The following is a 26,126-nucleotide window of genomic DNA, read 5'->3' on the forward strand; positions in this document are numbered from 1 at the left end:
ATTAAAAATACTTTTGTGCAAAACTTAAAAACATGAATTCAAAAAAAATTATCCTATTAAATTTTGAAGAAACTAGAAGACGTAGTATTAATTTATGGCATAGAATTCCTTTAGAATTTATAAATTGGAAGCCTGATAAAAAAGCATTTACTTTCATAGAGATGATTCGCCATATATTAGAAGCAGAGCATTTGTTTCATATAATTATAAAAAATAGAGGTAACTTAGGCCCTTATGTTTCTCCTTGGAAAAATATAGAATATATCAATATAGCTCATGAATTAAAGTTTGCTGAAAATTACAGAAGTGATTTTTTAAATATGATTAAAAATTTAAACGAAGTAGATTTAGAAAACATTACAATAAATAGAACAGAAGTAAACCAGTGTAAAAAACTAGGAGACTATTTAAATAGAATGCTATATCATGAAGCTGTTCATACAGGACAAATGTTAGGGTATTTAAGAACTTTAGGGGTTAAACGCCCAGAAATTTGGGATTGATAAATTTATGGAAAGCTTAGAAAATGATTTTAGTGAAATTGCTTCTTTACTAGGTGATAAATCTAGAGCTAAAATGCTATGGAATTTACTAGACGGTAGAGCTTATACAGCAACCGAATTAGCTAATTGTGCTGATATATCTCTACAGTCTGCTAGCAATCATTTATCAAAACTACTTCAAAACAACCTCCTAACTGTAGAAAAACAAGGCAGACATCGTTACTATAAGTTTAGTACACCCGAAGTAGCTAATGTAATTGAATCTATGGCGAGCTTACTATCATTAAACACAAACTACAAAAAAGTAAAAAGACCTCCAGTAACAGCATTTACATACGCAAGAACTTGCTATAATCATTTAGCTGGTGAAGTGGGAGTTAAAATTACAAATGCATTACTTGAGAAAAACATAATTAAACCTTTAGAAAAAAAATATATAGTAACTAGTTTTGGAGAAAACTGGTTTTTAAAACTTGGTATTAAAATAAAAGAAACTAAAAAAACCAAAAGATCATTTGCACATCAATGTTTAGATTGGAGTGAACGAAAACATCATTTAGCTGGTGCTTTAGGTGATGCTTTTTTAGTAAAAATGCTAGAGAAAGATTGGTTAAGAAAAAACAAAAATACTAGAACACTTACTTTAACAACTCATGGGAAACAAGAGATTAACAAACTACTAAATATTGACGTCTAATAATTTTTAGTTGTAAAAAAACATGTTGTTTTAAATACAATCATACAAATACTATAAGATTAAAACCCTACATTTGAATTACTATTTTAAAAAAATGTGTTTATGATTGGAGGCTTATTAGTTATACTGCTTTGCTTGTATTTTATTAATAAAAACATCAATACAAAGTTTGAAAAATTAGAAAATACAATTGTATCCCTTAACAAAACAATAAGGTTTTTACAACAAAAAATAATATCTCAAGAGCAAGAAACTAAAAAGCTCACAAAGGATACTGTTATAAGTAAACCAGAGCCTATAATTGAGAAACCTTCAGTCAATGTTCCAACAAAAACTATAGTTCCTGAAACAATTCCTGATAAATCTTCTTCTGACTTAAAACCAAAACCTGAAGAAAAGCAAACTATTAAATCAACCCCTAAAATAGTTGCAGAAAAAACAAAAACCGCCCCAAAAAAATCTTGGTTTGAAGTATTTAAAGAGAAAAATCCAGATTTAGAAAAATTCATTGGAGAAAACTTAATTAATAAAATTGGTATTCTAATTTTAGTGTTGGGTATTAGTTTCTTTGTAAAATACGCTATTGATAAAGACTGGATAAATGAACCTGCTAGAGTTGGTATTGGTATTTTATGTGGCTCTCTTGTTATGACAATAGCTCATAAATTAAAGAAAAACTATGTAGCTTTTAGCTCTGTTTTAGTAGCTGGAGCTATTAGTATTTTTTATTTCACCATTTACATTGCCTTTCATGAATACCAATTGTTTAGTCAAACAATTGCTTTTAGTATTATGGCGATTATAACTGCTTTCAGCACACTTGTTTCAGTTTCTTACGATCGTCAAGAGCTAGCTATTCTATCATTAATAGGTGGTTTTGCAACACCTTTTATGGTTAGTACAGGAGAAGGGAACTATGCTGTGTTATTCACATACATCGCTATCTTAAACATAGGAATTTTAGGGATTTCCTATTTTAAAAAATGGAGAACAGTTACTATTCTGGCTTTTATTTTCACCACATTACTATATAGTGGATGGCTAGGTTCAAAAATAGGTGAACCTTCTTTTTCACATCAAGGAGCTTTACTTTTTGCAACTCTTTTTTATTTTATATTTAGCATTACCATAGTATTAAATAACCTTAAAAACAAAGGTGTTTTTTCAACTATTGAGTACTTTATTTTTGTAGCAAATACATTCATATTTTTCGGTATAGGAATGGTTATTTTAAAAGATATCGATTCCAATTTCACCGGGATTTTTACTTTATTATTAGCTATTTATAACTTAGCTTACGCTATTATTTTATTCAAAAAATTCGGATTAGATAAAAACGCAATATTCCTATTAATAGGTTTAGCTCTTACATTTGTAACATTAACGATACCTATTCAATTCGAAGGAAACCAAATTACTTTATTTTGGGCATTGGAATCTGTATTATTATTTTGGTTGTCCCAAAAATCAAAGATTAGTTCTTTTAAATTTGGAGCTATCATTGTTCAAGTTTTAACTATTATTAGTTTATTAATAGACTGGGAAAGGTACTACTCTAGTGAAAATTTCACTGTAATATTTAATCCTTTATTTATTGCTGGGTTTATTGTTAGCATTTCTTTATTCACAACATATTGTTTATTAAAAAAAGAAAAAGAGGTTATCATAAAATTTTTCACTCTCTCTATTAAGTTTTATAATAATGTATTAGTAGTAGCAACCCTAGTTATAACCTATTTTACGGGTCTTTTAGAAATAAACTATCAAGCACATCAATTTATAAGTAATCAGGCATCTGCCTTATCATTCCCAATAATGTATCATTTTGTGTTTGTTTCTATTATCCTTTACGTTGCTTCTTTATTTAAAAAAATAAATATTTCAAAAGGAGCTTTAATAGTAAGCACTATGTCTATTTTTTTATACATCGTAAGCTTCTACAAGCTACCCAAAACAGAAATTATTAATAACCTTGTAGACAACACAACTTACAGTTACGCTTTTTATTTTCACTACATCATTTTGGGTTGTTTAATCTATTTTGGATACCAATTACTTAAAACAACAACTTCTTTATTTACCATAAATGCTAAGCAAAACAAATGGCTTCCATGGTTGTTTACTTTTGCAATAGTATATATATTAAGTAATGAAATAATGATTCATGGTTTATATTTATCTAACACGGTAAGTAGTTCTGAAATGTCCACTCAATTTCCTAACAATGAAAATAATTGGTATGGAAAATTTAATTATGTAAATAAACAAATAAACAATACTGCAATACAAATTGTAAAAATTGGATACCCTATTCTTTGGGGTATATTTTCTTTCGTTTTTCTAATTATTGGTATTAAAAAACAATGGAAAAACTTAAGAATCATCGCCCTCTCTTTATTAGGGTTAACAATTTTAAAATTATTTGTATACGACATTAAAAATGTTTCAGAAACCGGAAAAATAATTGCTTTTATACTTTTAGGTATTTTAATATTAGTTATTTCTTTTGTGTATCAAAAAATTAAAAAATTAGTAGTAGATGAAAATTCAGAAGATAAAAAAATATAGTTTTTTTATAACTTGTTTAATAGCCATAAGTAGTTTTAGTCAAAATTATAAAGGAACGTTGCAAAAAACAACCTATAATGGTTTACATACATTAAACCTCAATACGGAATTACGCTCGGCAAGCAATGATAATTTTTCTTCTTTAAGAATTAAAGATATTAATAATAATGAGGTTCCTTATGTTATTGTTTCTCCATCAAATAAAAATTTTACTGTTTTTAATCCTATCAAAATCACCTCCAATAAAGTTATAAAAGACTCTATTACTAGCATTGAGGTAAAAAACAAAACAAAAAACACTTTTGAAGAATTAGTATTAGAGATTATTAATACTAAAATCACTAAAACATATAGTGTTTTAGGAAGTAATGATTCTAAAAAATGGTATGGGTTAGTTTCAAATAAAACCTTATCAAATATAAACTCATCGAACAACACTTCGGTAAAAAAAACCATTCCATTCCCTTTAAATAACTACACCTTTATAAAAGTTGTTTTTAACGATAAAAACTCATTACCTATCAACGTAATTGGTGCTGGAGTTTACAAAAACAAATTTTTTAAAACTTCTTCAACTAAACTAGCAAAGTATAAAAAAGAAACCGTTTTATTAAAAGAAAAAAAATTAACTCGTATTAAGTTTTCAGCAGAAGAATCTCATAAAATAAATACTATTTCATTTAAAATAAACACTGAATATTTTTTGAGGAAGGCAAAAGTATTTGTGCAAAGAATTCATAAAGTAAAAAAAAGAGAAGAAATCTATACCAAAACACTTTCTACTTTTGAATTAAATGCCAAAAACGAAAACACATTTACTATTACAAATTTAAATGAAAAAGAATTCTTTATTGAAATTGAAAATGAAGATAACCCACCGTTAGACATCGAGCATATTCAATTATTACAAAAGCCAAAGTACCTTATTTCTAATTTAAAAAAGAATGAAATTTACGATCTAATAATAGATACCACTCTGACTAAACCTAAATACGATTTAGGAAACTTTATTTCTGAAAACACTAAAGTAATTAAAGAAATAGCTTTGTCTAGTTTTTTGAAAATTAAAAAAACTACAGAACCTATTAAAGCCAAAAGCTTTTGGCAAACTGCTATTTTTATGTGGATTTGTATTGTTATTGGTGGTATATTGGTAGTGTATTTTGCTTTAGGGTTGTTAAAAGATGTGAATAGCCAGGAGAAAAAATAAATTTTAATTTTACTGTTTTACTAGAAAAGAATTATTAAAAATGAATAACGAATTATTTGAAAAAGTTATTGATAATTACGAAAGTTTAAAATACGGACTTTTGGAGGCTCAAACTTTTAATGAAGCTCATTATGGATTTCCAGAGGTATATTATAAAATAATGGAAACTGATGAGCAAAGAGTAAATGCTTTTAAAAAAGCTTTTGAATTAAATAATAATTTTGAAGATGCTGTGGTTTGTGAAATAGGAGTAGGGACTATGCCTTTAACTAAATTATACATGCCTCATGTAAAAAAAGCATACTTAATAGAAAATAACCCTGATTTAATTCCATTTATAAAAGAAGAAGTTGCCAAACATCCATGGGCAGCTAAAGTAGAAGTTATTTTTGCAGATGCTTTAACTGTTGAACTACCTGAAAAAGTAGATCATGTTATTGGTGAATTGATGAGTATATACTGTGCTAATGAATTTCAAGTACAAATATTTCAGCACATGCGAAATTACTTAAAACCTGAAGGAAAGTTGTTTCCTAACAGAATTGTAAATTTTGCTCGTTTATGTGAAGCAGAGATTGATGAAGATATCCATCATTATCCTATAATGTTTACCAGGCACCAACCAATGTTTTTATCACAACAGTTTTTGGTAAATGAAATTGAATTGTTAAAAGAAAAGAAACAAGGTGTAAAGCTTAGCTTTTCTGTTCCTGTTTTATTTACAGGAAAAGTGAATGCCTTGTATTTAGAATCGTATGTGGAAGTTGGTGAAGGAGCTAATTTTACAGGTACTGATAGTTTAATGCCTCCAACCGTATTAAAAACAACTAACACACTAGATGTTAAAGCTGGCGATTTAATCCATATTGATTTTAGTTTTGATTATGGTTCTTCACTTGATAAAATAAGCTGTTTTTTATCGTAATCACACACATGTATACAAAACAAAAAAAGAGCCTCTAAATATATTTCACAGGCTCTTTTTTTTATAAAATAAGTTAAAACAACTGCTTTTAAAAATAAAATATTCTTTTATAAAAAATTAAAAACCCTGAAAATCAAAAGATTTACAGGGTTTTGAGGTGTCGAGCGGATTCGAACCGCTGTAGATGGTGTTGCAGACCACTGCCTAGCCACTCGGCCACGACACCTAATTAATTAGGACTGCAAATTTACATTTTTTATTGTTTAATCCAAATGTTTTTTAACTTTTACGAACATCTTTTAAAACAATAACAACTTCTTCAACATTTCCGCCTATTGGAGGGTTAATTTTAGCAACACTTACCTCAGCTTCATCTACCATTGGTATTTCATGAAAAACTCTATCTAATATACGTTTTGCTACATGTTCTAATAGCTTCGATCGTATTGCCATTTCTTCTTTTACAATATTGTTTAAGTGCACATAATCAACAGTATCGGCAAGCTCATCAGTTTGTGCTGATTTTTGTAAATCAGCCTTTACTTCTATATTAACTTTATATTCCGAGCCAATTTTAGCTTCTTCATCTAAACATCCGTGGTTTGTATACAAACGAATGTTGTTTACACGTATTATTCCCATAAGAACAAAGGTATATTAAAAATAGCTGTATTTTTATCAAAAACATTGAATTTATTAAAGAATTTTGAATAGAAAAAAGTTTTTAAAATTAGCGGGGTTATCATCGGTATCAATGGCAATGAAGCCAATAACAGATTTAGAAAAAATAATGGATGTGCTACCAAACACACCTAAAATGCCAGTGCTTTTTCTTGGTCATGGTACACCTATGAATGCTATTGAAGACAATGAATATACCTTAGGTTTTAAAAAAGTTGCAAAAACATTATAAGCCTACTACTATAATTTGCGTTTCTGCTCACTGGTTAACTAAAGGAACAAAAATTACTGCTATGGAAAACCCAAAAACAATTCATGATTTTGGTGGTTTCCCACAAGGTTTATATGATGTAAAATACCCTTCAAAAGGTAATTCCTCTTTAGCTAAAGAAACACAAAAAATACTTTTACCGAACACTAATCTAGAGTTAGATTATGATTGGGGATTAGATCATGGTGCTTGGTCGGTATTAAAACACTTATATCCAAAAGCAGATATTCCTGTACTACAATTAAGTATTGATTATTACAAACCTGCTCTGTATCATTTTGAATTAGCTAAAAAACTAACTAAACTTCGTTCTAAAGGAGTTTTAATTATTGGTAGTGGTAATATTGTGCATAACTTAAAACGATTGGATAGTAACACCTCTAAACATGATTGGGGAAATATGGCTAGAGAAAAATTAAACAACTTAATTTTAAATGAAGATTTCAATCCTTTACTAGATTATCAAAAATTAGGAAAAGAGGTTCAGCTAGCAATTCCAACCCCTGATCATTATTATCCATTAATTTATACATTGGGTTTAAAAGAAAAAGGAGAAAATATTGAGTTATTTAACGACTCTTTACAAACTCCTAAAATAAGTATGACCTCTTTAAAAATAAGTTAAAAAAAACCTTTCTAATTAAAGAAAGGTTTTTTTACTATTATTTTATTTCAAATGTTTGTTTGGAACTATTCATTACAGCTTTATATTTTCCTTTCGGTAAATAATAAACACCATTTTTTGCTTTTTTAAGAACCGCGTCTTCTTGCTTTTTTAAATAAGCCTTCTTTCCTTTCTTAGAAAAAGAAACATCGAATGGAACTTCGTTAAATCCTTTTTCAGCATCTACTTCGATTCTATTAACCAAAGTATCTTCATTAAATATATTTATAGTAACTTTTTTAGTTGCATTTACATAAAAAGGAATTTTTAATTTAGGGGTATTTGGTTTTAACCATTTACTCCATGAGTTCCCCCAATAAGAACTTTTTCTAATATTTCTTATTTTAAATAAAGCATCTTCATTTTCAGCTTTTAACTTTTGTAGTGAAGTAATGTTTGCTTTGTATATACTTCTTCCATGAGTACCTACCACTAATTCTTTTGCTTTAGGCTGAATTACTAAATCATGAACAGCAACACTTGGAATATTTGTAAACGAATGCCATTGTGTTCCTTTATTTAAAGTAACATACAATCCATTATCGGTTCCAACATATAGTATATTTTCTTTTTCTGGGTCTTCTTTAATAACATTTACAGGAGAGGTTGGAATATTTCCAGCGATACTCGTCCATGTTTTACCATAATCATCCGATTGATAAATGTAGGTAGTAAAATCATCAAAACGATACCCATTTAAAGTGACATATACACGTTCTTTTTTATGCTTTGAAGCAATTACTCTACTTACCCATAAATTTTGAGGTAACGTATTCGAAATTTTCTCCCAAGTACCTCCGCCATTTCTTGTAATATGAATATAACCATCATCAGAACCAACATAAATAAGCCCAAACTGAAACGGACTTTCAGAAATACTTGTTAAAGTTCCATAGGCTACATTACCTTTTTTACCACCTTGGGTTAAATCACCTGAAATTGTTTCCCAATTATTTCCTTTGTTTAAAGAACGATGTAATTTATTACCTCCTAAATATAAAATATCTTGGTTATGTTTTGACAACTGAATTGGAGTTTGCCAATTAAATCTATAAGGATTTTCCCCCAACGTATGCTTTGGTTGTATATACGTTTGCTTTCCTGACTCTCTATTTATTCGATAGTAATTACCAAATTGATATCCTGTATAAACAATATTTGGGTTTCTATCATCAACGGCTACTTGCATTCCATCACCTCCCATTAAACTTTCATATGGGTTTTTACCTGTTTGTTTCCACCTTTTATTAACCTTAGCGTTATTATTTGCTACCCAAACTCCATTATCTTGCAAACCTCCATATATTTTATAATTTTTTTGATTATCTGCATATACAGAATAGAATTGACCTACAGGTGGTGTATTAAGTTTTATCCAACTTTCCCCATCATCATATGAAATATTTAAACCACCATCATTTCCCTCAATTAAATGACCTTGCTTTTTAGAGTTCACCCATAACGCTTGATGATCTGCATGGACATTTTCTTTACTAATAGACTTAAATGTTTTTCCTCCATCCTTAGACTTTAAAATAGGAACTCCTAAAACATATATAGCATTCTTATCATTAGGATCTACTCTAACTTCACCAAAATAATACCCGTACGAATAATATAAATCATCTAAATACCCTTCATGTGTTTTGTTCCATGACTTTCCTCCATTCTCAGTTTTAAAAACCTGAGCTCCAATTACTGGTGTATCAAATAATAGAGAGTTCGCATTTTCTAAATATTTAGCTAAATCAATTGGTTTTACGGATCCAGACCTTACCATTTGTTTAACATTTTCAGCTCTATATTTTTCTTGAAAGCCATTCATTTTTAAATATGAATTCAACTTTTTATCTTTTAATTTTAAAAACTCTGCATTTGACATAGTTTTAAAATCGTCTTTTGTTAAAGCATTTGACTTTCCTTTTTTCTTCTTTCCTTTTTCTCTTCTAAATTGGTTGTCATGAAAAGCATACACCGTGTTTTCATCAAAAACAGCTAAACCAATTCTCCCAACTCCATTTCCTTCAGGAAAACCATTGTTTTTAGAAATTTTAACCCAAGTACTCCCTGCGTCCGTACTTTTATATATGGCAGAATTTTTTCCATCACCATCAAAGTTCCAAGCCTTACGTTCTCTCTCCCATGAAGCAGCATATAAAACATTAAAATTATCTGGGCTCTGTTGAACATCAATAACACCCGTATTTTCGTTAACAAACAATGTTTTATTCCATGTTTTTCCTCCATCTGTGGTTTTAAATATTCCACGTTCGTTATTAGATGAATATAAATGACCAATTACACCAATAATAACTTCGTCTGAATTATTAGGGTTAATTAATATTCTACCAATATGATGACTATCATGTAAACCAACGTTAGTCCATGTTTTTCCTTTATCTGTAGATTTTAAAATACCTATACCAGCATATGATGAACGAGATGAATTGTTTTCACCAGTTCCCACCCAAATAGTACCTTTTTTCCAATCTACAGCAATATCTCCCACATTTTGAGTTGGAGAGTTATCTAAAATAGGAGTAAAAGTAGTTCCGTTATTATTAGTGTACCATACTCCTCCAGAAGCGTAGCCCACGTAAAATTCAGTAGTATTATCAGGATTTACATCAATATCAACAACACGACCACTCATCACAGTAGGGCCAATATTTTCGAAAGGAATGTTTTTTACAATAGAAATTTTACTTAATTCTTCTTTTTTTAAGAGCGCTTGTTGAATAGTTTCCGCAGAAGTTGAGACTTGTTGTTGACCTAAAAGTGTAAGAGAAAACAACGCTAAAATTGTTTTTAAAAGCGTTTTCATTGGTTATAGTTTGGTTTTTCAGGTTATGAAATTACTATAACTAGTATCGAATTCAAAAAAATTAACAGAAATTATGATTCCCTTCAGAGAAATATCGTATTTCTACAATAAAAAAATATTAGATTTGTAAAGTCCACATGTAAGTATGATACATGTATTTTTAATTTTTATAGATATTTTTAAAGGTTAAACCTTACTTTTAAGCATCTATTACAACCACTTTGAATATCTAGTAATAAAGAATTTTAACCTAATCTTTTACTTATTAAAATCTATGAACATTTTTATTCTCTCGGTTAGTGAACATATTTATTCTACTAAGCGAATTTATGATGAAGCTATTAGTCGTGGTCATGATGTTAGTATTATAAATCACACACAGTGTTCTATTAAATTAAGTGGAGGCAAACGACAAATTATTTATGAAGGTGAAGATATTATTGATCAACCTGATGTGATTATTCCTAGAATTGGAGCTTCGGTTACAAGTCATGGAGCTGCTGTGGTAAAAGAATTTGAAATGAATGGAGTTTTTAGCACCGCTCGATCCTTAGGAATTTTAAGAGCTCAAAATAAACTCCGTACTTTACAAATAATGAATCGAAAGAATATTCCAATTCCTGACACTGTTTTTTCTGCAAATACTGAAAATATTAGTGAACAAATTCAATTACTTGGTGGAGCTCCAGTTATCATAAAATTACAAGAAGGAACTCATGGCATGGGGGTTATCTTAGCAGAAACTGAAAAATCAGCAAAATCTATTATCGATACACTCTACAGTATGAACACTAGTTTTTTATTACAAGAGTTTATTAAAGAAAGTAATAGCGAAGATGTTAGAGCTTTTGTAGTTGGCGATAAAGTAACCTCATCTATGAAACGAAAAGGATTAGAAGATGATTTTCGTTCAAATATTCATAGAGGTGGAAGTGGCTCTAAAGTTAATTTAACTTCAAAAGAAAAAGAAATGGCTATAAAAGCTGCTCATTATTTAGGACTTCCAGTAGCAGGAGTAGACTTAATAAGATCAAAAAGAGGGGCTTTATTAATAGAAGTAAATTCAACTCCAGGTTTACAAGGAATAGAAGCTTTCACTAAAGTAAATGTAGCTGAAGAAATTATTAAATATTTAGAGAAAAAATGTTCAACAAAGAATTCAAAAACGAAGAAATACTAATTCGTGGTGAAAAAATAGGTTTAGGAAAATCTAAACTTATAAAAATTCCTGTTGACAGACTGCCAACGGGAACGTATATAGAAATTCCTGTATATATTTTTAATGGTGAAAAAGTTGGACCAACAATTTTATTACAAGGAGGACTCCATGGTGACGAAACCAATAGTATTGAATTAGTTAGAAGAATGCTAATTGATAAAAGGTATAAAATCAATAGAGGTTGCGTAATTGTAGTTCCTTTATTAAATGTTTTTGGCTTTTTAAACCTCTCCCGTGACATGCATGGTAAAGATGTAAATCGAAGTTTTCCTGGGTCTAAAACTGGATCTTTAGCTAGTAGAATGGCTCGTTATTTGATGAAAGAACTTATTAAAAATGTAGATTTTGCCATTGATTTCCATACCGGAGGTGCTCAAAGAAGTAATTTTCCTCAAATTCGTTTTACCCCACAGGATAAAAGAGCTTTAGAATTAGCTAAAATATTTAATGCTCCATTAATGTTTGGCTCTAAATTAATTCCGAAATCCTTCAGAAACGAATGTTATAAAAACAACATTCCAGTAATTGTATATGAAGGAGGTGAATCATTACGCTTATGCGAAGATGCCATTCAAGAAGGAATTAACGGAACATTACGTATTTTAAAAAACTTTAAGATGATCAATGAAAATATTGAGATTTCAAAAACCAACCAAAGTGTATTTATAAGAAAAAGAAAATGGATTAGAGCTAAAGTGGCTGGGTTATTTACTGCCAAAATTGCTAATGGCGCTGTTATAAAAAAAGGACAAACATTAGGACACATTATGGATACTTATGGTGAAACAAATTTTACAGTAAAATCACCAATTAATGGATATATAATTGCTAAAAACAATTTTCCCGTAATTAACATGGGAGACGCATTATTTCACATCGGAGAGCTTTAAAGTGCTGATTTTATTTGTTTTATTCATTTTTTTTTAGTTAATTTATAATCCATTTAACTAAAAATCAATTATTAGCTACTAACTGGTCTCTTGGCGGAAACCTAGTTGGTTTGTTCAATAAAGCTTCTATGGAAATCTATAAAATTCTGTTGTCGATTCCTTAGGAAGTGTTACTGGATAATGTAAAAGTTATTAATGATAATCATTGTGAATACCAAAAATGTTATGGGCAAGTAAAGAAAAAGTAGAATGAAGGGTAAAAAGATGCTATTTAGAGCATCTTTTTTTTTACATTAGTTTGTAACAAAAAACTAAAAATGATTAAAAGTCAACTACGTTTTACAAACTACTTACGAACTACAATAAAAAATACATCATTGGAAGTTTTAATCCCAGACATTACAACATACTTTTCTAGAATAAAACTTACTAAAAATGATTTTTTTGTTAAAAGTGGTATGATATCCACTAACTTTTGTTTTGTTGAAAGTGGTGTTTTACAGCATTCAATACTAGTAAATGAAGAAGAAAAAACCACTTATTTCGCTTTAAAAAATACTTGCACAACTTCATTACAAAGTTTTTTAAAAGAAATTCCTTCTCGAAAAAGCATAAAAGCTCTAACTGAATGTGTGCTATGGATTATTGATGTTAACGATTTTAAAAAACTTTTAATAAACAATAAAGCATTTTATCAATTTTACTTTAACTTATTAGAGAATCAAATTTTTTTAATCGACGATTACCGTATCGATTTACTAACACTTACTCCTGAAAAACGCTATAAAAAACTTTTAATTAACGAACCTAATTTGTTACAAAAAGTTCCTCTTCGATATTTAGCGTCTTTTTTAGGAATTTCAACCAGAAATATGAGTAGAATTCGTAAAAATATAAAATAGTGCCATTTGGCTATAAATTATAAAACTGTTTTTATGTAGTTTTGACCACTACATAACTTCTAAAAAGACTATAACTCATGAAATATGACCCAATAAACAGTGGTTTATTTATTAAAAACAGAAAAAACTTTATGGCACAAATGAAGCCAAATAGTATTGCTGTTTTTAACTCAAACGATATATATCCTGTAAGTGCCGATAGTACTTTACCCTTTGAACAACATAGAGATATTTTTTATTTAAGTGGTGTTGATCAGGAAGAAAGCATACTAGTATTATTTCCTGAATGCCCAAAACCAGAATTTAGAGAAATTTTATTTTTACGTGAAACTAACGAACATATTGCAGTTTGGGAAGGTGAAAAATTAACTAAAGAAAAAGCGTATGCATCTAGTGGTATAAAAACAGTTTTTTGGTTACAAGATCTTGAAAAAATAATGTTTGAATTAATGAGCTACGCTGAAACTATCTACATTAACACAAATGAACATTATAGAGCAAATGTTGAAACTGAAACTAGAGAAGATAGGTTTACAAAATGGTTACGTGAAAAATACCCTGCACATTCCGTAGCTAAAAGCAATACTATTTTACAACGATTACGCTCTGTAAAAGATAATATTGAACTAAACTTAATTCAAACTGCTTGTGATATTACAGAAAAAGGATTTAGACGTGTATTAGGATTTGTAAAACCTGGTGTTTGGGAATATGAAATAGAAGCAGAATACATTCATGAGTTTGTTAGGAACCGCTCAAAAAAGTTTGCGTATACGCCAATTATAGCTTCAGGAAATAATGCCAATGTTCTACATTATATAGAGAACAATCAACAGTGTAAAGCAGGAGATTTAATCTTGATGGATGTAGGTGCTGAATATGCAAATTATTCATCAGATATGACCAGAACTATTCCTGTTTCTGGACGCTTTTCAGATAGGCAAAAAGAAGTATATAACGCTGTGAATAAAGTAAAAAATGAAGCTACAAAAATGTTAGTTCCTGGAACTATTTGGGCTGATTACCATATTGAAGTTGGAAAAATTATGACTTCAGAACTTTTAGAGTTAGGGTTATTAGATAAAGCTGATGTACAAAATGAAGATCCTAATTGGCCTGCATATAAAAAATACTTTATGCATGGAACATCACATCATATGGGATTAGACACTCATGATTATGGATTATTACATGAACCAATGAAAGCAAACATGGTATTTACTGTAGAGCCTGGAATATATTTACCAAAAGAAGGCTTTGGAATTCGTTTAGAAGATGATGTAGTAGTGCAAGAAAATGGAAATCCATTTAATTTGATGAGAAACATTCCTATCGAAGCTGATGAGATTGAAGAATTAATGAATTAAAAAACAACTATAAAATGGGGATAATTGTTTAATAACAATTATCCCCATTTTTTTTGACAAACATTTTAGTACCTTCGACTAAAATTAAAAGTATATGTATCTAAGTATTCAAAGTTTAGTTTCCGAATTTTCTTCATGGATATGGGGAATTCCATTATTAATTTTACTAATAGGTGGAGGACTATACTTATTTGTATACTCTGGATTAATTCCTTTTAGGTATATGGGACACGCCATCGCTATCTTAAGAGGTAAATATGATAAACATGACTCTCCTGGAGATTTATCACATTATGAAGCTTTATCATCTGCTATTGCAGCTACCGTAGGAATGGGAAATATAAGTGGTGTAGCCATTGCTATTGCCATGGGGGGACCTGGGGCTATTTTTTGGATGTGGGTTAGTGCTTTTGTAGGTATGGCAACTAAATTTTTTACTTGTAGTTTAGCTATAATGTATAGAGGTAAAGATGAAGAGGGAAATACCAAGGGTGGCCCTATGTATGTAATTACCGAAGGGCTTGGAAAAAACTGGAAACCTCTTTCTGTATTTTTTGCATTGGCAGGACTTATAGGTACGCTTCCAGCGTTTCAAGCTAATCAACTTACTCAAACATTAGTTGATGTTTTTGAAGTAAATAAAGCCAATGAATTTACAGCCAAATTAATTTTAGGGATTTCAATAGCAATTATAGTTGCTACCGTTATTTTTGGAGGAATTAAACGAATTGGAAGTGTTGCTGGGAAATTAGTACCTATTATGGTAGTGGTATACTTATTAACAGTACTTACAATTTTAGCAATAAAAATAGAAGAGGTTCCTTCTATATTTTCATTAATATTTACAGATGCGTTCACAGGAAAATCTGTTTTAGGTGGTGCTTTAGGTGCTTTAATAATCACAGGCGTTAAGAGAGCTGCTTTTTCAAATGAAGCTGGATTAGGTACAGCTCCTATGATGCATGGAACCGCAAAAACAAACGAACCTATTAGAGAAGGTTTAGTAGCCATGTTGGCCCAGCAATTGACACCTTATTAGTATGTACATTAACAGCTTTAGCCATATTAGCTTCAGGAATTTGGAAAGGTTTTGATGAAGATGGAATCACCATGACCCTTGCTGCTTTTAATGCTGTATTACCTTTTAATTCAGGAAGCATTATTTTAACTGTTTGTGTATTAATTTTTGCTTTTTCAACCTTGTTTACTTACTCTTTTTATGGATATAGCTGTTTAAGTTACCTAACCAACGCTAAGATTGGAAAGTACTATAATTATATTTACATACTAGTTATAATAATAGCTTCTGTTATTAAATTAGAGTTCGTAATTAATTTAATGGATAGTGCTTATGCTTTAATGGCAATACCTACCATAATATCAACATTAATATTAGCTCCTAAAGTTAAAAAAGCTGCAACTATTTACTTTCAAAAATTGAAAACTAATTCCTTTTAGTTCGCTTTAGCTTTTCAATAATTTCAGAAGACATTAAATTAATTCGTTTTTGAGTTTCTTCAATGTTTTTAGTAAGTTCTGTAGAATCATTGACCATATCTAAAGTAGTTCTAGCTGTTTTTATGTACCAATCATTCCATGCAGAAATAATAGCTATCTCGGTATTTAATGAATCTCTTTTTAGAAGAGAGATTTCACTAAGTTTTTGTTCTTCTTTAAGTCTAGAAACAGCCTTACTTTCAATAGTTTTTAAAATAGATTTTGCTGTACGTTTATTAGCATTTAATAAGGTGTAAGCTGAAACCAACGAGGAAACCCCAACATTTTTCATGGTCGTTTTAGATACTTTATCTATTCTATCATTATCTGTATGATAAAATTGATCTGTAAAATGCCAAAACAATACACTAGGTATATTTGCTTTTAAAAAAGGAACATGATCACTTCCTCCTTCAAAAGGATTGGTATTAACAATCCAATTTACTCGTTTACCTTGTTCTTCAAATTTAGCTATTAAAAAATCATTTAAATAATGAGGCTTCATTTGATTAAGTTTCATTTTAGAACCTCCCCATTCGGTGTGTTTATCATTACCTCTTGTCCAAATTGCACTAGGGTCTGGCATCTTCTCAATCAAAAACGTTCCACCTGTTTTTTGAGTATCCTCACCAACCATATCTAAAGAAATTCCCCATTTAATATTTTTAGCTCTAATACTATCTTCTGCAACATACCTATTCGTTGAAACAATTTCATCACCCCATAAAAAAGTTAATGTTCTATTAGGTACAAATCTTTTTTCTTCTATAAATTTCGCCGTAAGCGTTGCCATTTCTAAAGCCACTCCAACTCCAGAAGCGTTATCATTGGCTCCAGGTTCTTGAATGTGAGCACTAAAAACTAAACGTTCTTTAGGAATAATTTTTCCTTTAATATCAGCTATTATTGTTAATTCTTCAGATGAATAAATATTAGTAGCTATGGTTACTTTTAAAAAAACTTTCCCCTTTAATAATTTTGTTTTTAATCTTTCTTTAGCTTTGTAGGACATAGCAATACCCCATGATTTCACATCTTCATTTAACGGAATTGATCTAAATTGAATAGAAGTTGAGTTTTTTTCTGGTTGTAAATATTTAGGATTGCTGTACGAAATTATACCAAGTGCTCCTCCTTTTACAATAGCCTCATCAAAAACTCTGTAAGGGCTGGTTTCTACGAAAATAATTTTTCCTTTTACATCAATAGTTTTGATTGTATTAAAATCTTTTACATAAACAACTTCAGCAAACACCCCTCTTTTGGGAGTACTATAAGAATTCATCGCAATCATATTTCTATTGGTACTATGCTGTAAAAGTGGGGTTTTTTCTCCTTCAATTTCTACTATTGCATTTACTGATTCCCAGGTTGGACTTTTTAAAGGTCTTTTTTCAATTCTATAGGTTAAAATGTCACTTTGAGTAGCCTTATCTTCATTTACAAATCCTGATTTTTCTAATTGTTCTGCAACTCTATAAACGCTTTTATTAAAACCAGTATTGCCAACAACTCTCCAGTATTTTTCAACAAAATAAGTAGTTTCAAATGCTAAATCTCCAGAAAATTCTTTATTTAGAATATCAAAATAATTTGAAGAATTTAAAAGTTGTACTTCTTTTTCTTTCTTACAGCTTATAAGAACGCATAAGAAAAGTGTACTGAAAAGTAAATTTTTAAACATAACTATTTTTTAAAAAGTAAAAATACATTATTAAAATTGATCTTTCTGATTGTTTTCAATAACTATATGCCAATGTTTTTAATGTACTATCTTTGACAAGAAAGTAATTTGTTTGTTTTTTATCAAAACATAAAATGATTAAATGACATGAAAAAAAATATTACCAAAGGGATTATTTTTGGCATACTTCTTTTTTTAATATCAGCCATAATAATTCCATACATAGAAGGAGTAAAAATCACCAATAAAATACTTTTGCAAGGGTTTATAATTTACTTTATATTAGGTAGTGCCCTTTATATTATAGTGTATACATTTTTAAACAAACTCAAAAACAAGTAAAATTTTTAATTCTTACTAGTCAAAACTTCATCTTGAAAAGATATTCCTTCAAAGCCAGTCTTCATAAAATTACGTATATTTTGATGATCAGTACCATTTGGATTTTGCAATACGTCATTAAAGTAATAGTGTCCAAAACACGCTAAGGTTTCTTCTTTTGTAAATCCTTGTTTCATTCCAAAAGCTATTACTTTACAAGACCCTAAATTTTCAGTTTTACTGTTTTGTAAATTTCCATTTGTAAATGCTGACGGATTAAAATCATATAACGTTTCAATGATAGAAATCGTTTCTGAAAACGCAATTTGAGTAGGCGTGTTTTTTAGTATATTTATAAAAGATTGTAAAGTCATTTAAATTGAATAAATTTTGATACAAAAAAACAAAAACTACACATAAGAAACGAACAAATAGAAAATTTACACATACTTTTTAGTCTCGTTAAAAATAAGATTTCTATTTTCTAAAATAAAATCGAACACTTTTAATTACTATATAAAAACTAATAAATATAATAATTATAGCCCACATCCAATACGTACCAAAAGTATTCTCAGCAATAGCTTGTGTATCGGAATTTTGAATTTTACCTCCTCTTTCAAACTGTTTAGTAAATAAATAATTTAACTGGAGGTAACTACTAAAAACTGATTGTAATCCTAAAAAAAGTAAAGTTCCTATTTCTATTTTTTTATTCTTCAAAAATGTTATTACCACAAAAACAACAGCAAACGTTCCTAATACAATAATTCCCCAATAAGACCGAATCCATAAAAACAACGAAATAATAATCATACCAGTTAATAATCGTAAGAATAGTGAAGCACTTCTTGCATTTTTTGATCCCGCTATCAATAGTCCACCAGCTATTGCAGGACCTAATAAACCACCGATAGCCGTAATTGCTTTTCCTAGGCTTAAAGGTAAAAATCTATTAGTTAAAGTAAAATATGCTACACCTCCACCATTTTCATAAATTTCTAAGTACTTAAAACTACCACCAGTGCATATTGCAGTAAGCCCATGCCCCATTTCATGAAACCAAGTTCCTAATAATCTAAAAGGATATTGAATGGCTGTAAAATAAGGTAGCTGTAATAATAAAAAAATAAGAATAGCTGAAGCTAGTATAATATAATTAAATTGTTTGGTCATTTTCAATTGATTTTTAATATTTTAACTTAAAATATTTTATATCGTGTAGTTTCAAGTTCCTTCAAATTAATTCTAAACATTTTCTTTGAAGGGATTCTTTGCAAAGGATCTACTTTATAGCCTCCAAGTAAATATAAATAACCTTCAGATAAAAACATCTCACAAGATTCATATAATAAATTAATTTTAAATTCCTTTAAAGAAGAATTTAAGGTATTAAAAACATAAAAATTTGATTCATTAAAAATATAAATTTGATCTCCATTAACTTCAATAGCTGGTTTACTCATTTTTTTCGGCAGTATTTTCTCAAATCTCCACTTTCCACTTCTTAAATTAAAAGAAGTTATTTTATCTATTTTCTTATTATTGTTTCCTCCTATTAAATAAACTTTTTCTTTTATTCTAACACTTTCCGTTTCTTTAGGGTCTGGCAATTTACCCAACACTCTCCATTTGTTTTGTTTCGTGTCATAAAGTGTTACATCATTAGAAAACTTTTGTTTTCCACTTTTTAAACGTTTTATTGATCCACCAAATAATAAAATTTTATCTCCAATTTTTGAAACCCCTTGATTAATCGATTTATGTTTATTTTTTAATGATTCCTCTTTACGTTTGGTAATAAGATTAAAAACTTCAATATCATTGGTTAAGTATTCTCTTTGTTTATTTCTTGATAATTTTTTTCCTCCTACCAAATACACTTTATCGTTTATTAATACCGCTTTATGATTTGCTTTAGGTTGAATTTTGGTTTTTAGTTTTGACCATCTTTTTGTTTTTATAGTATAGACGTATATCGTGCTACTATACTTTATAAAACTTTTATTAAGAAGAAAGCTTTTCATGGCAGTATTTGTTTCACTAGCTTCTTTTAAAGCAATAGTAGCTGCATCTTTTAAAATTGATTTGTCTCCTCCAAAAACATAAATTTTATCTTCATACAAAACAGATGCGAAACTATGTATTCCCTTTTCTAGCTCAGGTAGCGTTTCAAAGGTTAACTCTCTTTTCTTCTTGAACGAAATTAGAACTTCATAAAGTTTATTATTTTCTTCAATTAAAAAAATAGTGTCATTTATTTTTTGACTTAAAACGATTGTTCTATCTAAATATTTAACATGTGAAAAATAAAACTTTCCTGTTTCTAAATTCGGAACGGTAACATTTCCTATACTATCAGAAATAAATACATTGCCTTTGTATTTAACATGAACATTATTTATGGGTTTCTTTTGGATTGAATCAAAAAGAACCAAAACTCTGTTTTGACTTGACAACAAATAACATTGAAATAGCAGTAAAATAATTAGCAATTTTTTCATAAAAAATAAGCGTCAAAAATTATGCCTAAATATCTAATAAAATATTCTGAAGTAAAAAGTTAAAATCCGTAATTTTGCAACTTCTAAAACAAGAATACAATGTACAGAACGCATACTTGTGGCGAGTTAAGAGCATCGCACATTAATACTGAAGTAACCCTTTCTGGTTGGGTACAAAAATCACGTGATAAAGGATTTATGATTTGGGTAGATTTGCGTGATCGTTACGGAATTACACAGTTAATTTTCGATGAAGAACGTACTTCTAAAGAGTTAATGGAGAAGGCTAAAACTTTAGGTCGTGAGTTTGTTGTACAAGTTACAGGAACAGTAATTGAACGTCAATCTAAGAATTCAAATATAAATACTGGTGATGTTGAAGTATTAGTTACTACATTAGAAGTATTAAATGAAGCTAAATTACCTCCTTTTACTATTGAAGATGAAACAGATGGTGGAGAAGATATTAGAATGAAATATCGTTATTTAGATATTCGTCGTAATCCAGTTAAAGACAGCTTAATTTTCCGTTCAAAAGTATCAATGGAAGTTCGTAAGTATTTATCTGACAAAGGGTTTATAGATGTTGAAACTCCATATTTAATAAAATCTACTCCAGAAGGAGCTCGTGATTTCTTGGTTCCTTCACGTATGAATGCAGGGCAGTTTTATGCATTACCACAATCACCTCAAACCTTTAAGCAATTGCTTATGGTAGGTGGAATGGATAAGTACTTTCAAATAGTAAAATGTTTTAGAGATGAAGATTTACGTGCTGATCGTCAACCTGAGTTTACGCAAATAGACTGTGAAATGGCTTTTGTTGAACAAGAAGATATTTTAGAGATTTTTGAAGGAATGACACGTCATTTGCTAAAAGAAATTAATGGTGTTGAAGTTGATAAATTTCCACGAATGTTGTTTGATGATGCAATGCGATTATATGGAAATGACAAACCAGATATTCGTTTTGGAATGGAGTTTGGTGAACTGAATAAGATTGCTCAACATAAAGATTTTAAAGTATTTAATGACGCTGAATTAGTCGTTGGTATTGCTGTACCTGGTGGAGCGTCTTATACACGTAAAGAAATTGATAAGTTAATTGATTGGGTAAAGCGTCCTCAAGTAGGAGCTTTAGGAATGGTATATGTAAAATGTAACGAAGATGGTTCGTTTAAATCATCAGTAGATAAGTTTTATGACCAAGAAGATTTGGCTAAATGGGCAGAAACTACAGGAGCTAAAGCTGGAGATTTAATATGTATTTTATCTGGTAAAACTACTAAAGTAAGGGCTCAATTAAGTGCCTTACGTATGGAAATGGCTGAACGCTTAGGTTTACGTAAACCAAACGAATTTGCACCGTTATGGGTAATTGATTTTCCTTTATTAGAATTAGATGAAGAAACGGGGCATTATCATGCAATGCATCACCCCTTTACATCTCCAAAGCCAGGTCAGTTAGAAATGTTAGATACAGATCCTGGAGCAGTAAAAGCTAATGCCTACGATTTAGTGTTAAACGGAAATGAAATTGGAGGAGGATCTATTCGTATTCACGACAAGGAAACTCAAGCAATTATGTTTAAGCACTTAGGATTTACTGAGGAAGAAGCTAAAGAACAGTTTGGTTTCTTAATGGATGCTTTTGAATATGGTGCACCACCACACGGAGGTTTAGCTTTTGGTTTAGATCGTTTGGTAGCTATTTTAGGAGGACAAGAAACTATTCGTGATTTTATTGCTTTTCCTAAAAACAATTCTGGTCGTGATGTAATGATTGATGCACCAGCTAGTTTGAATGACCAACAATTAGACGAATTAAGTATTAAACTTAATGTAAAAGAATAAATACATTACATAACTTAAAAATAAAAACCTGTTCTAGATTTAGAACAGGTTTTTTTATTGCGTATTGATATTTGAGTTTTACACTAAATCAAATCCAATATCTTTTCTATAATTCATTTTTTCAAATGAAATTTTATCAATACTTGCATATGATTTATTCAATGCTTCTTCTATAGAATCTCCAAAAGAAGTAACCGCCATTACACGACCGCCGTTAGACACAACCTTTCCGTCTTTTTCAGTTGTTCCTGCATGAAAAACAATAGAATCGTTAACAGTATCAAAACCACTTATTTCTTTTCCTTTTTCATATGCTTCAGGATATCCACCAGAAACCAACATAACTGTAGTAGCTATTTGGCTTGTTACTTCATATGATTTACTCTCTAAAGTTTGATTTGCTACACCTTCAAACAAGTCTACTAAATCAGACTGAATTCTTGGTAATACCACTTCAGTTTCAGGATCTCCCATACGAACATTATATTCAATCACTTGCGGGTTTCCATCTACATTCATTAATCCGATAAAGATAAATCCTCTATAATCTATTCCATCTTTCTGCAGTCCATTTACCGTAGGCTTAACCACACGTTCTTCTACTTTTTGTAAGAACGCTTCATCTGCAAAAGGAACTGGAGAAATTGCTCCCATTCCTCCTGTATTTAATCCAGTGTCTCCTTCTCCAATACGTTTATAATCTTTTGCTGAAGGTAATACCTTGTAACTTTTACCATCAGTTAAAACAAAAACTGAAAGTTCTATACCATCTAAAAACTCTTCTATTACTACCGTTGATGATGCCTCTCCAAACTTTTGATTAGATAGCATTTCCTCTAATTCAACTTTAGCTTCTTCTAACTCATTAAGAATTAAAACACCTTTACCAGCAGCCAGTCCATCAGCTTTTAATACAAATGGAGGAGTCAATGTCTCTAAAAAGGAAAAACCTTCTTTTAAAGTATCTTTAGTAAATGATTGATACCTTGCAGTAGGAATATTATGCTTTTCCATAAATTGTTTAGAAAAATCTTTACTTCCCTCTAACAAGGCGCCATCTTTTTTAGGTTCCGATAACAGGTATTTCTTTCAACTCATTATCTTCCAAGAAAAAATCATGAACTCCTTCAACCAAAGGTGCTTCAGGCCCAACAACAACCATACTTATTTCGTGTTGTAAAACAGCTTCTTTTACCTTTGAAAAATTTGTAGGGTTTATGGGTAAATTTGTTGCTACTGAAGCTGTCCCAGCATTTCCTGGAGCTACATATAAGTTAGTTATCTTATTACTTTCTGAAATTTTTTTAGCAAAGGCATGCTCTCTACCTCCTGAACCTAATATTAAAATATTCATTGTTGTGTGTTGTTATTTTATAATGCAAATATACTGTGTGTAAATGGGTTGTTTTTAAGTTATTCCCCATTTTTTAAAATATTTTATCGCAGATGATAAATGGTAAAATAGTAATTTAATTTTTTTTGAAGATCCTTGTTTAAGAATATGATATACTTCTACCTCTGGAAAATACAGTTTCTTTTTACCAATAAAATCAATTTTTTTACAGATATCAATATCTTCCATATATAGAAAATAGCGCTCATCAAACCCTTTTATTTGCACAAAATCTTTTGTTTTATATAATTGAAAACAACCGGTTATATATTCAGGGTAAAATGGTATAGAAAGATCTCTATTTCTGTATTGCCCTTTCTTTATACGATTAAAAAATAGGGGTTTTAACAACCCAAATCGTCTTACAAATAGCTCAATAATAGTAGGGTATCTTCTACATGAAAATTGATGCTCTCCATCTGGGAACAATACTTTAGGTGCAATCATTGAAACATTAGTCTCAATATTTAATTGAGTTATTAAATTAGGGATTACTTCCTTTTTAAAAACTACATCTGGATTTAATATTAAATGATATTGAGAATAATTTGTAATGATATCAATTATTTGATTATGTCCTTTACCGAAACCTATATTTTTTTTGTTTTCAATATATATTATCTCATCATTTTTGAATTCATTTTTAAACTGAGAATTCTTTGTATTATCTATTAAATATAATCTTTTTGATATAGGAGATGATAAAAAACTATTAATGGTTTTTTTCAACTCATTAATATCTTCTTTATACAAAACAATTGAAGCTGATATGATTACTTTTTTTTTCAAATTTCTAATATGCTTTATCTTCTCCTTTAAAAACGTTAAAAACTGTTTGAAATATTATCTTCACATCTAACATAAATGACCAATTTTCAATGTAAAAAATATCAAATCTTACCCTATTTTCAATATCAATTCTATTAGTAATTTCACCTCTATACCCACTTACTTGTGCCAATCCAGTAATACCAGGCTTAACAGATTTTCTTTTCATATAATTTCTAACCTCTTTAGTAAATTTAAAAGACTGTTCATTCATGTGCGGTCTTGGACCTACAACACTCATTGAGCCAATTAAAACATTAAAAAACTGAGGAAATTCATCTAAACTTGTTTTTCTTAAAAATGCTCCAACCATTGTAACTCTAGTATCATTTTTACTAGTATGTATTTTATCAGCCATACTATTTATACGCATTGATCTAAACTTATAACAAACAAATTCACCCCCATATAATCCTTCTCTTTTTTGTTTAAATATAGCAGGCCCTTTTGATTCTATTTTAATTAAAATAAAAAGTATAGGATACAACCAAGACATTACAAGTATGCAGATTAACAATGAAAAAACTATATCAAAACTTCTTTTTATTATTCTATTTCCAGTAAGTTCAAAAGGCATTTTTTTTACCTTTAAAACTACTGTAGAATCTCCATAATATTCAGAAGTAGTATTTTTATTATACAGTTCGTTTGCATTTGGAATTAATTTTACAACTCTATTTTTTTTTGAAGCAAACTTTGTTATTTTTCTTATCTGTTTATCAGTTAGTTCAGTTAATGAACAATATATTTCATCAATTTGGTTTTTTATAACATATTTCAAACTACTCTCTATAGTTCCTATATACTCATTAACTACCCCTTGCGGCTCGTCAGAAAAAAAACCACAATATTCATATCCTAACTCTCTGTCTTTTTTAAATAAATTAATTAGTTTTTTAGCTGAGCTATCATATCCTAACACAATTACTTTTCTATAGTTTTTACCATAAGTTCTATATTTCTTTAACAAAAAAATACCAAAAAACTTAAATATAGTTATAGATAAAAATATAGTAAATAAAACATTTGCTTGATTGTTTACTATTTCTCCTTCTCTAAAAATTGAAAAATAAGAGAAATATCCTAAGGTAAATATACATAACTGAATTGTTAGAAGACTTAAAACTTTAAACAATGAAGTAAAGCGATACACCTTATAAAATCCATTAAACAATGTAGACACAACCCAAAAAAATGAAGCATAACCTAAAAAATGAAATTGTAAATATTCTCCATCATTAATTAGAAATACTACTAAATTAATGATTAGTATATCTGTTAGTAGAAATAGAGAATCTATATATTTTGAATATCTTTTTGCCAT

At 29.4% G+C, this 26,126-nt stretch carries 20 protein-coding genes, 1 tRNA gene and 2 pseudogenes; 13 read left to right on the forward strand and 10 right to left on the reverse strand.

The window, feature by feature from the left end:
* Window positions 1–32: 32 nt before the first annotated feature.
* From ACMFBB_RS11020 to ACMFBB_RS11040, 5 genes are all read left to right on the forward strand, one after another.
* On the forward strand, window positions 33–503 hold the full coding sequence (locus ACMFBB_RS11020) for a DinB family protein (protein WP_435260833.1): 471 nt from the start codon (window positions 33–35) through the stop codon (window positions 501–503).
* Between the two features lie 7 nt (window positions 504–510).
* On the forward strand, window positions 511–1,200 hold the full coding sequence (locus ACMFBB_RS11025; protein ID WP_435260834.1) for an ArsR/SmtB family transcription factor: 690 nt from the start codon (window positions 511–513) through the stop codon (window positions 1,198–1,200).
* Window positions 1,201–1,302: 102 nt separating this feature from the next.
* Window positions 1,303–3,768, forward strand: coding sequence for a DUF2339 domain-containing protein (locus ACMFBB_RS11030; RefSeq protein ID WP_435260835.1), 2,466 nt, complete (start codon window positions 1,303–1,305; stop codon window positions 3,766–3,768).
* Window positions 3,740–4,978: a hypothetical protein gene (locus ACMFBB_RS11035; RefSeq protein ID WP_435260836.1), complete on the forward strand. Its 1,239-nt coding sequence runs from the start codon at window positions 3,740–3,742 to the stop codon at window positions 4,976–4,978. The genes ACMFBB_RS11030 and ACMFBB_RS11035 overlap by 29 nt, the downstream gene beginning before the upstream one ends.
* A gap of 40 nt (window positions 4,979–5,018) precedes the next feature.
* The gene (locus ACMFBB_RS11040) at window positions 5,019–5,903 is read left to right on the forward strand and encodes an rRNA adenine N-6-methyltransferase family protein (protein ID WP_435260837.1); all 885 of its coding nucleotides are present in this window, start codon (window positions 5,019–5,021) and stop codon (window positions 5,901–5,903) included.
* A gap of 155 nt (window positions 5,904–6,058) precedes the next feature.
* Here the strand turns inward: ACMFBB_RS11040 and ACMFBB_RS11045 are convergent.
* Window positions 6,059–6,129: transfer RNA gene (locus ACMFBB_RS11045), tRNA-Cys, on the reverse strand.
* A gap of 53 nt (window positions 6,130–6,182) precedes the next feature.
* Window positions 6,183–6,545, reverse strand: a complete 363-nt coding sequence (folB, locus tag ACMFBB_RS11050) for a dihydroneopterin aldolase (RefSeq protein ID WP_299132561.1) — start codon at window positions 6,543–6,545, stop codon at window positions 6,183–6,185.
* A gap of 64 nt (window positions 6,546–6,609) precedes the next feature.
* Between folB and ACMFBB_RS11055 the strand changes: the two genes are divergently transcribed.
* Window positions 6,610–6,816 carry a hypothetical protein gene (locus tag ACMFBB_RS11055; protein ID WP_435260838.1) on the forward strand — a complete coding sequence of 69 codons (207 nt, stop codon included), beginning with the start codon at window positions 6,610–6,612 and terminating at the stop codon, window positions 6,814–6,816.
* Window positions 6,800–7,480, forward strand: a complete 681-nt coding sequence (gene ygiD / locus ACMFBB_RS11060) for a 4,5-DOPA dioxygenase extradiol (RefSeq protein ID WP_435260839.1) — start codon at window positions 6,800–6,802, stop codon at window positions 7,478–7,480. Before ACMFBB_RS11055 ends, ygiD begins: the two co-directional genes overlap by 17 nt.
* A 37-nt stretch (window positions 7,481–7,517) precedes the next feature.
* Here the strand turns inward: ygiD and ACMFBB_RS11065 are convergent, their stop codons facing one another.
* Window positions 7,518–10,343 (reverse strand): WD40/YVTN/BNR-like repeat-containing protein, encoded by a 2,826-nt coding sequence (locus ACMFBB_RS11065; protein ID WP_435260840.1) that lies wholly within the window; start codon window positions 10,341–10,343, stop codon window positions 7,518–7,520.
* A 274-nt stretch (window positions 10,344–10,617) separates the two neighbouring features.
* Between ACMFBB_RS11065 and ACMFBB_RS11070 the strand changes: the two genes are divergently transcribed.
* The 5 genes and pseudogenes from ACMFBB_RS11070 to ACMFBB_RS11090 all read left to right on the forward strand — a co-directional run bounded on the left by ACMFBB_RS11070 (window position 10,618) and on the right by ACMFBB_RS11090 (window position 16,179).
* A complete protein-coding gene (locus ACMFBB_RS11070) occupies window positions 10,618–11,523 on the forward strand; it encodes a RimK family alpha-L-glutamate ligase (RefSeq protein ID WP_435260841.1) in 906 nt (301 codons plus the stop codon).
* Complete coding sequence (locus ACMFBB_RS11075; protein ID WP_435260842.1) at window positions 11,487–12,452, forward strand: succinylglutamate desuccinylase/aspartoacylase family protein; 966 nt, start codon at window positions 11,487–11,489, stop codon at window positions 12,450–12,452. Before ACMFBB_RS11070 ends, ACMFBB_RS11075 begins: the two co-directional genes overlap by 37 nt.
* Window positions 12,453–12,769: 317 nt before the next feature.
* Window positions 12,770–13,354: a Crp/Fnr family transcriptional regulator gene (locus ACMFBB_RS11080; protein WP_435260843.1), complete on the forward strand. Its 585-nt coding sequence runs from the start codon at window positions 12,770–12,772 to the stop codon at window positions 13,352–13,354.
* A 77-nt stretch (window positions 13,355–13,431) separates the two neighbouring features.
* Complete coding sequence (locus ACMFBB_RS11085; RefSeq protein WP_435260844.1) at window positions 13,432–14,721, forward strand: aminopeptidase P family protein; 1,290 nt, start codon at window positions 13,432–13,434, stop codon at window positions 14,719–14,721.
* Between the two features lie 94 nt (window positions 14,722–14,815).
* Window positions 14,816–16,179 (forward strand): annotated as a pseudogene (locus ACMFBB_RS11090) (alanine/glycine:cation symporter family protein).
* On the opposite strand, the gene ACMFBB_RS11095 reads toward ACMFBB_RS11090, so the two are convergent.
* The 4 genes from ACMFBB_RS11095 to ACMFBB_RS11110 all read right to left on the reverse strand — a co-directional run bounded on the left by ACMFBB_RS11095 (window position 16,166) and on the right by ACMFBB_RS11110 (window position 20,727).
* Window positions 16,166–17,902, reverse strand: a complete 1,737-nt coding sequence (locus ACMFBB_RS11095) for a M28 family peptidase (protein ID WP_435260845.1) — start codon at window positions 17,900–17,902, stop codon at window positions 16,166–16,168. The pseudogene ACMFBB_RS11090 and the gene ACMFBB_RS11095 sit on opposite strands and share 14 nt — an antisense overlap.
* A gap of 347 nt (window positions 17,903–18,249) precedes the next feature.
* Window positions 18,250–18,597 carry a HopJ type III effector protein gene (locus ACMFBB_RS11100; RefSeq protein ID WP_435260846.1) on the reverse strand — a complete coding sequence of 116 codons (348 nt, stop codon included), beginning with the start codon at window positions 18,595–18,597 and terminating at the stop codon, window positions 18,250–18,252.
* Window positions 18,598–18,700: 103 nt separating this feature from the next.
* On the reverse strand, window positions 18,701–19,399 hold the full coding sequence (locus ACMFBB_RS11105) for a M50 family metallopeptidase (protein WP_435260847.1): 699 nt from the start codon (window positions 19,397–19,399) through the stop codon (window positions 18,701–18,703).
* A gap of 26 nt (window positions 19,400–19,425) precedes the next feature.
* Window positions 19,426–20,727 (reverse strand): Kelch repeat-containing protein, encoded by a 1,302-nt coding sequence (locus ACMFBB_RS11110; protein WP_435260848.1) that lies wholly within the window; start codon window positions 20,725–20,727, stop codon window positions 19,426–19,428.
* Window positions 20,728–20,826: 99 nt separating this feature from the next.
* Between ACMFBB_RS11110 and aspS the strand changes: the two genes are divergently transcribed.
* Complete coding sequence (aspS, locus tag ACMFBB_RS11115; protein ID WP_435260849.1) at window positions 20,827–22,581, forward strand: aspartate--tRNA ligase; 1,755 nt, start codon at window positions 20,827–20,829, stop codon at window positions 22,579–22,581.
* A gap of 78 nt (window positions 22,582–22,659) precedes the next feature.
* On the opposite strand, the pseudogene purD reads toward aspS, so the two are convergent.
* From purD to ACMFBB_RS11130, 3 genes and pseudogenes are all read right to left on the reverse strand, one after another.
* Window positions 22,660–23,935: pseudogene (gene purD, locus ACMFBB_RS11120) on the reverse strand (phosphoribosylamine--glycine ligase).
* A 54-nt stretch (window positions 23,936–23,989) separates the two neighbouring features.
* Window positions 23,990–24,763 carry a glycosyltransferase gene (locus ACMFBB_RS11125; protein ID WP_435260850.1) on the reverse strand — a complete coding sequence of 258 codons (774 nt, stop codon included), beginning with the start codon at window positions 24,761–24,763 and terminating at the stop codon, window positions 23,990–23,992.
* A 4-nt stretch (window positions 24,764–24,767) separates the two neighbouring features.
* Window positions 24,768–26,126, reverse strand: coding sequence for an exopolysaccharide biosynthesis polyprenyl glycosylphosphotransferase (locus ACMFBB_RS11130; RefSeq protein ID WP_435260851.1), 1,359 nt, complete (start codon window positions 26,124–26,126; stop codon window positions 24,768–24,770).

Origin of the sequence: Tenacibaculum sp. nBUS_03, assembly GCF_051201695.1 — a bacterium.
Classification (GTDB): domain Bacteria; phylum Bacteroidota; class Bacteroidia; order Flavobacteriales; family Flavobacteriaceae; genus Polaribacter.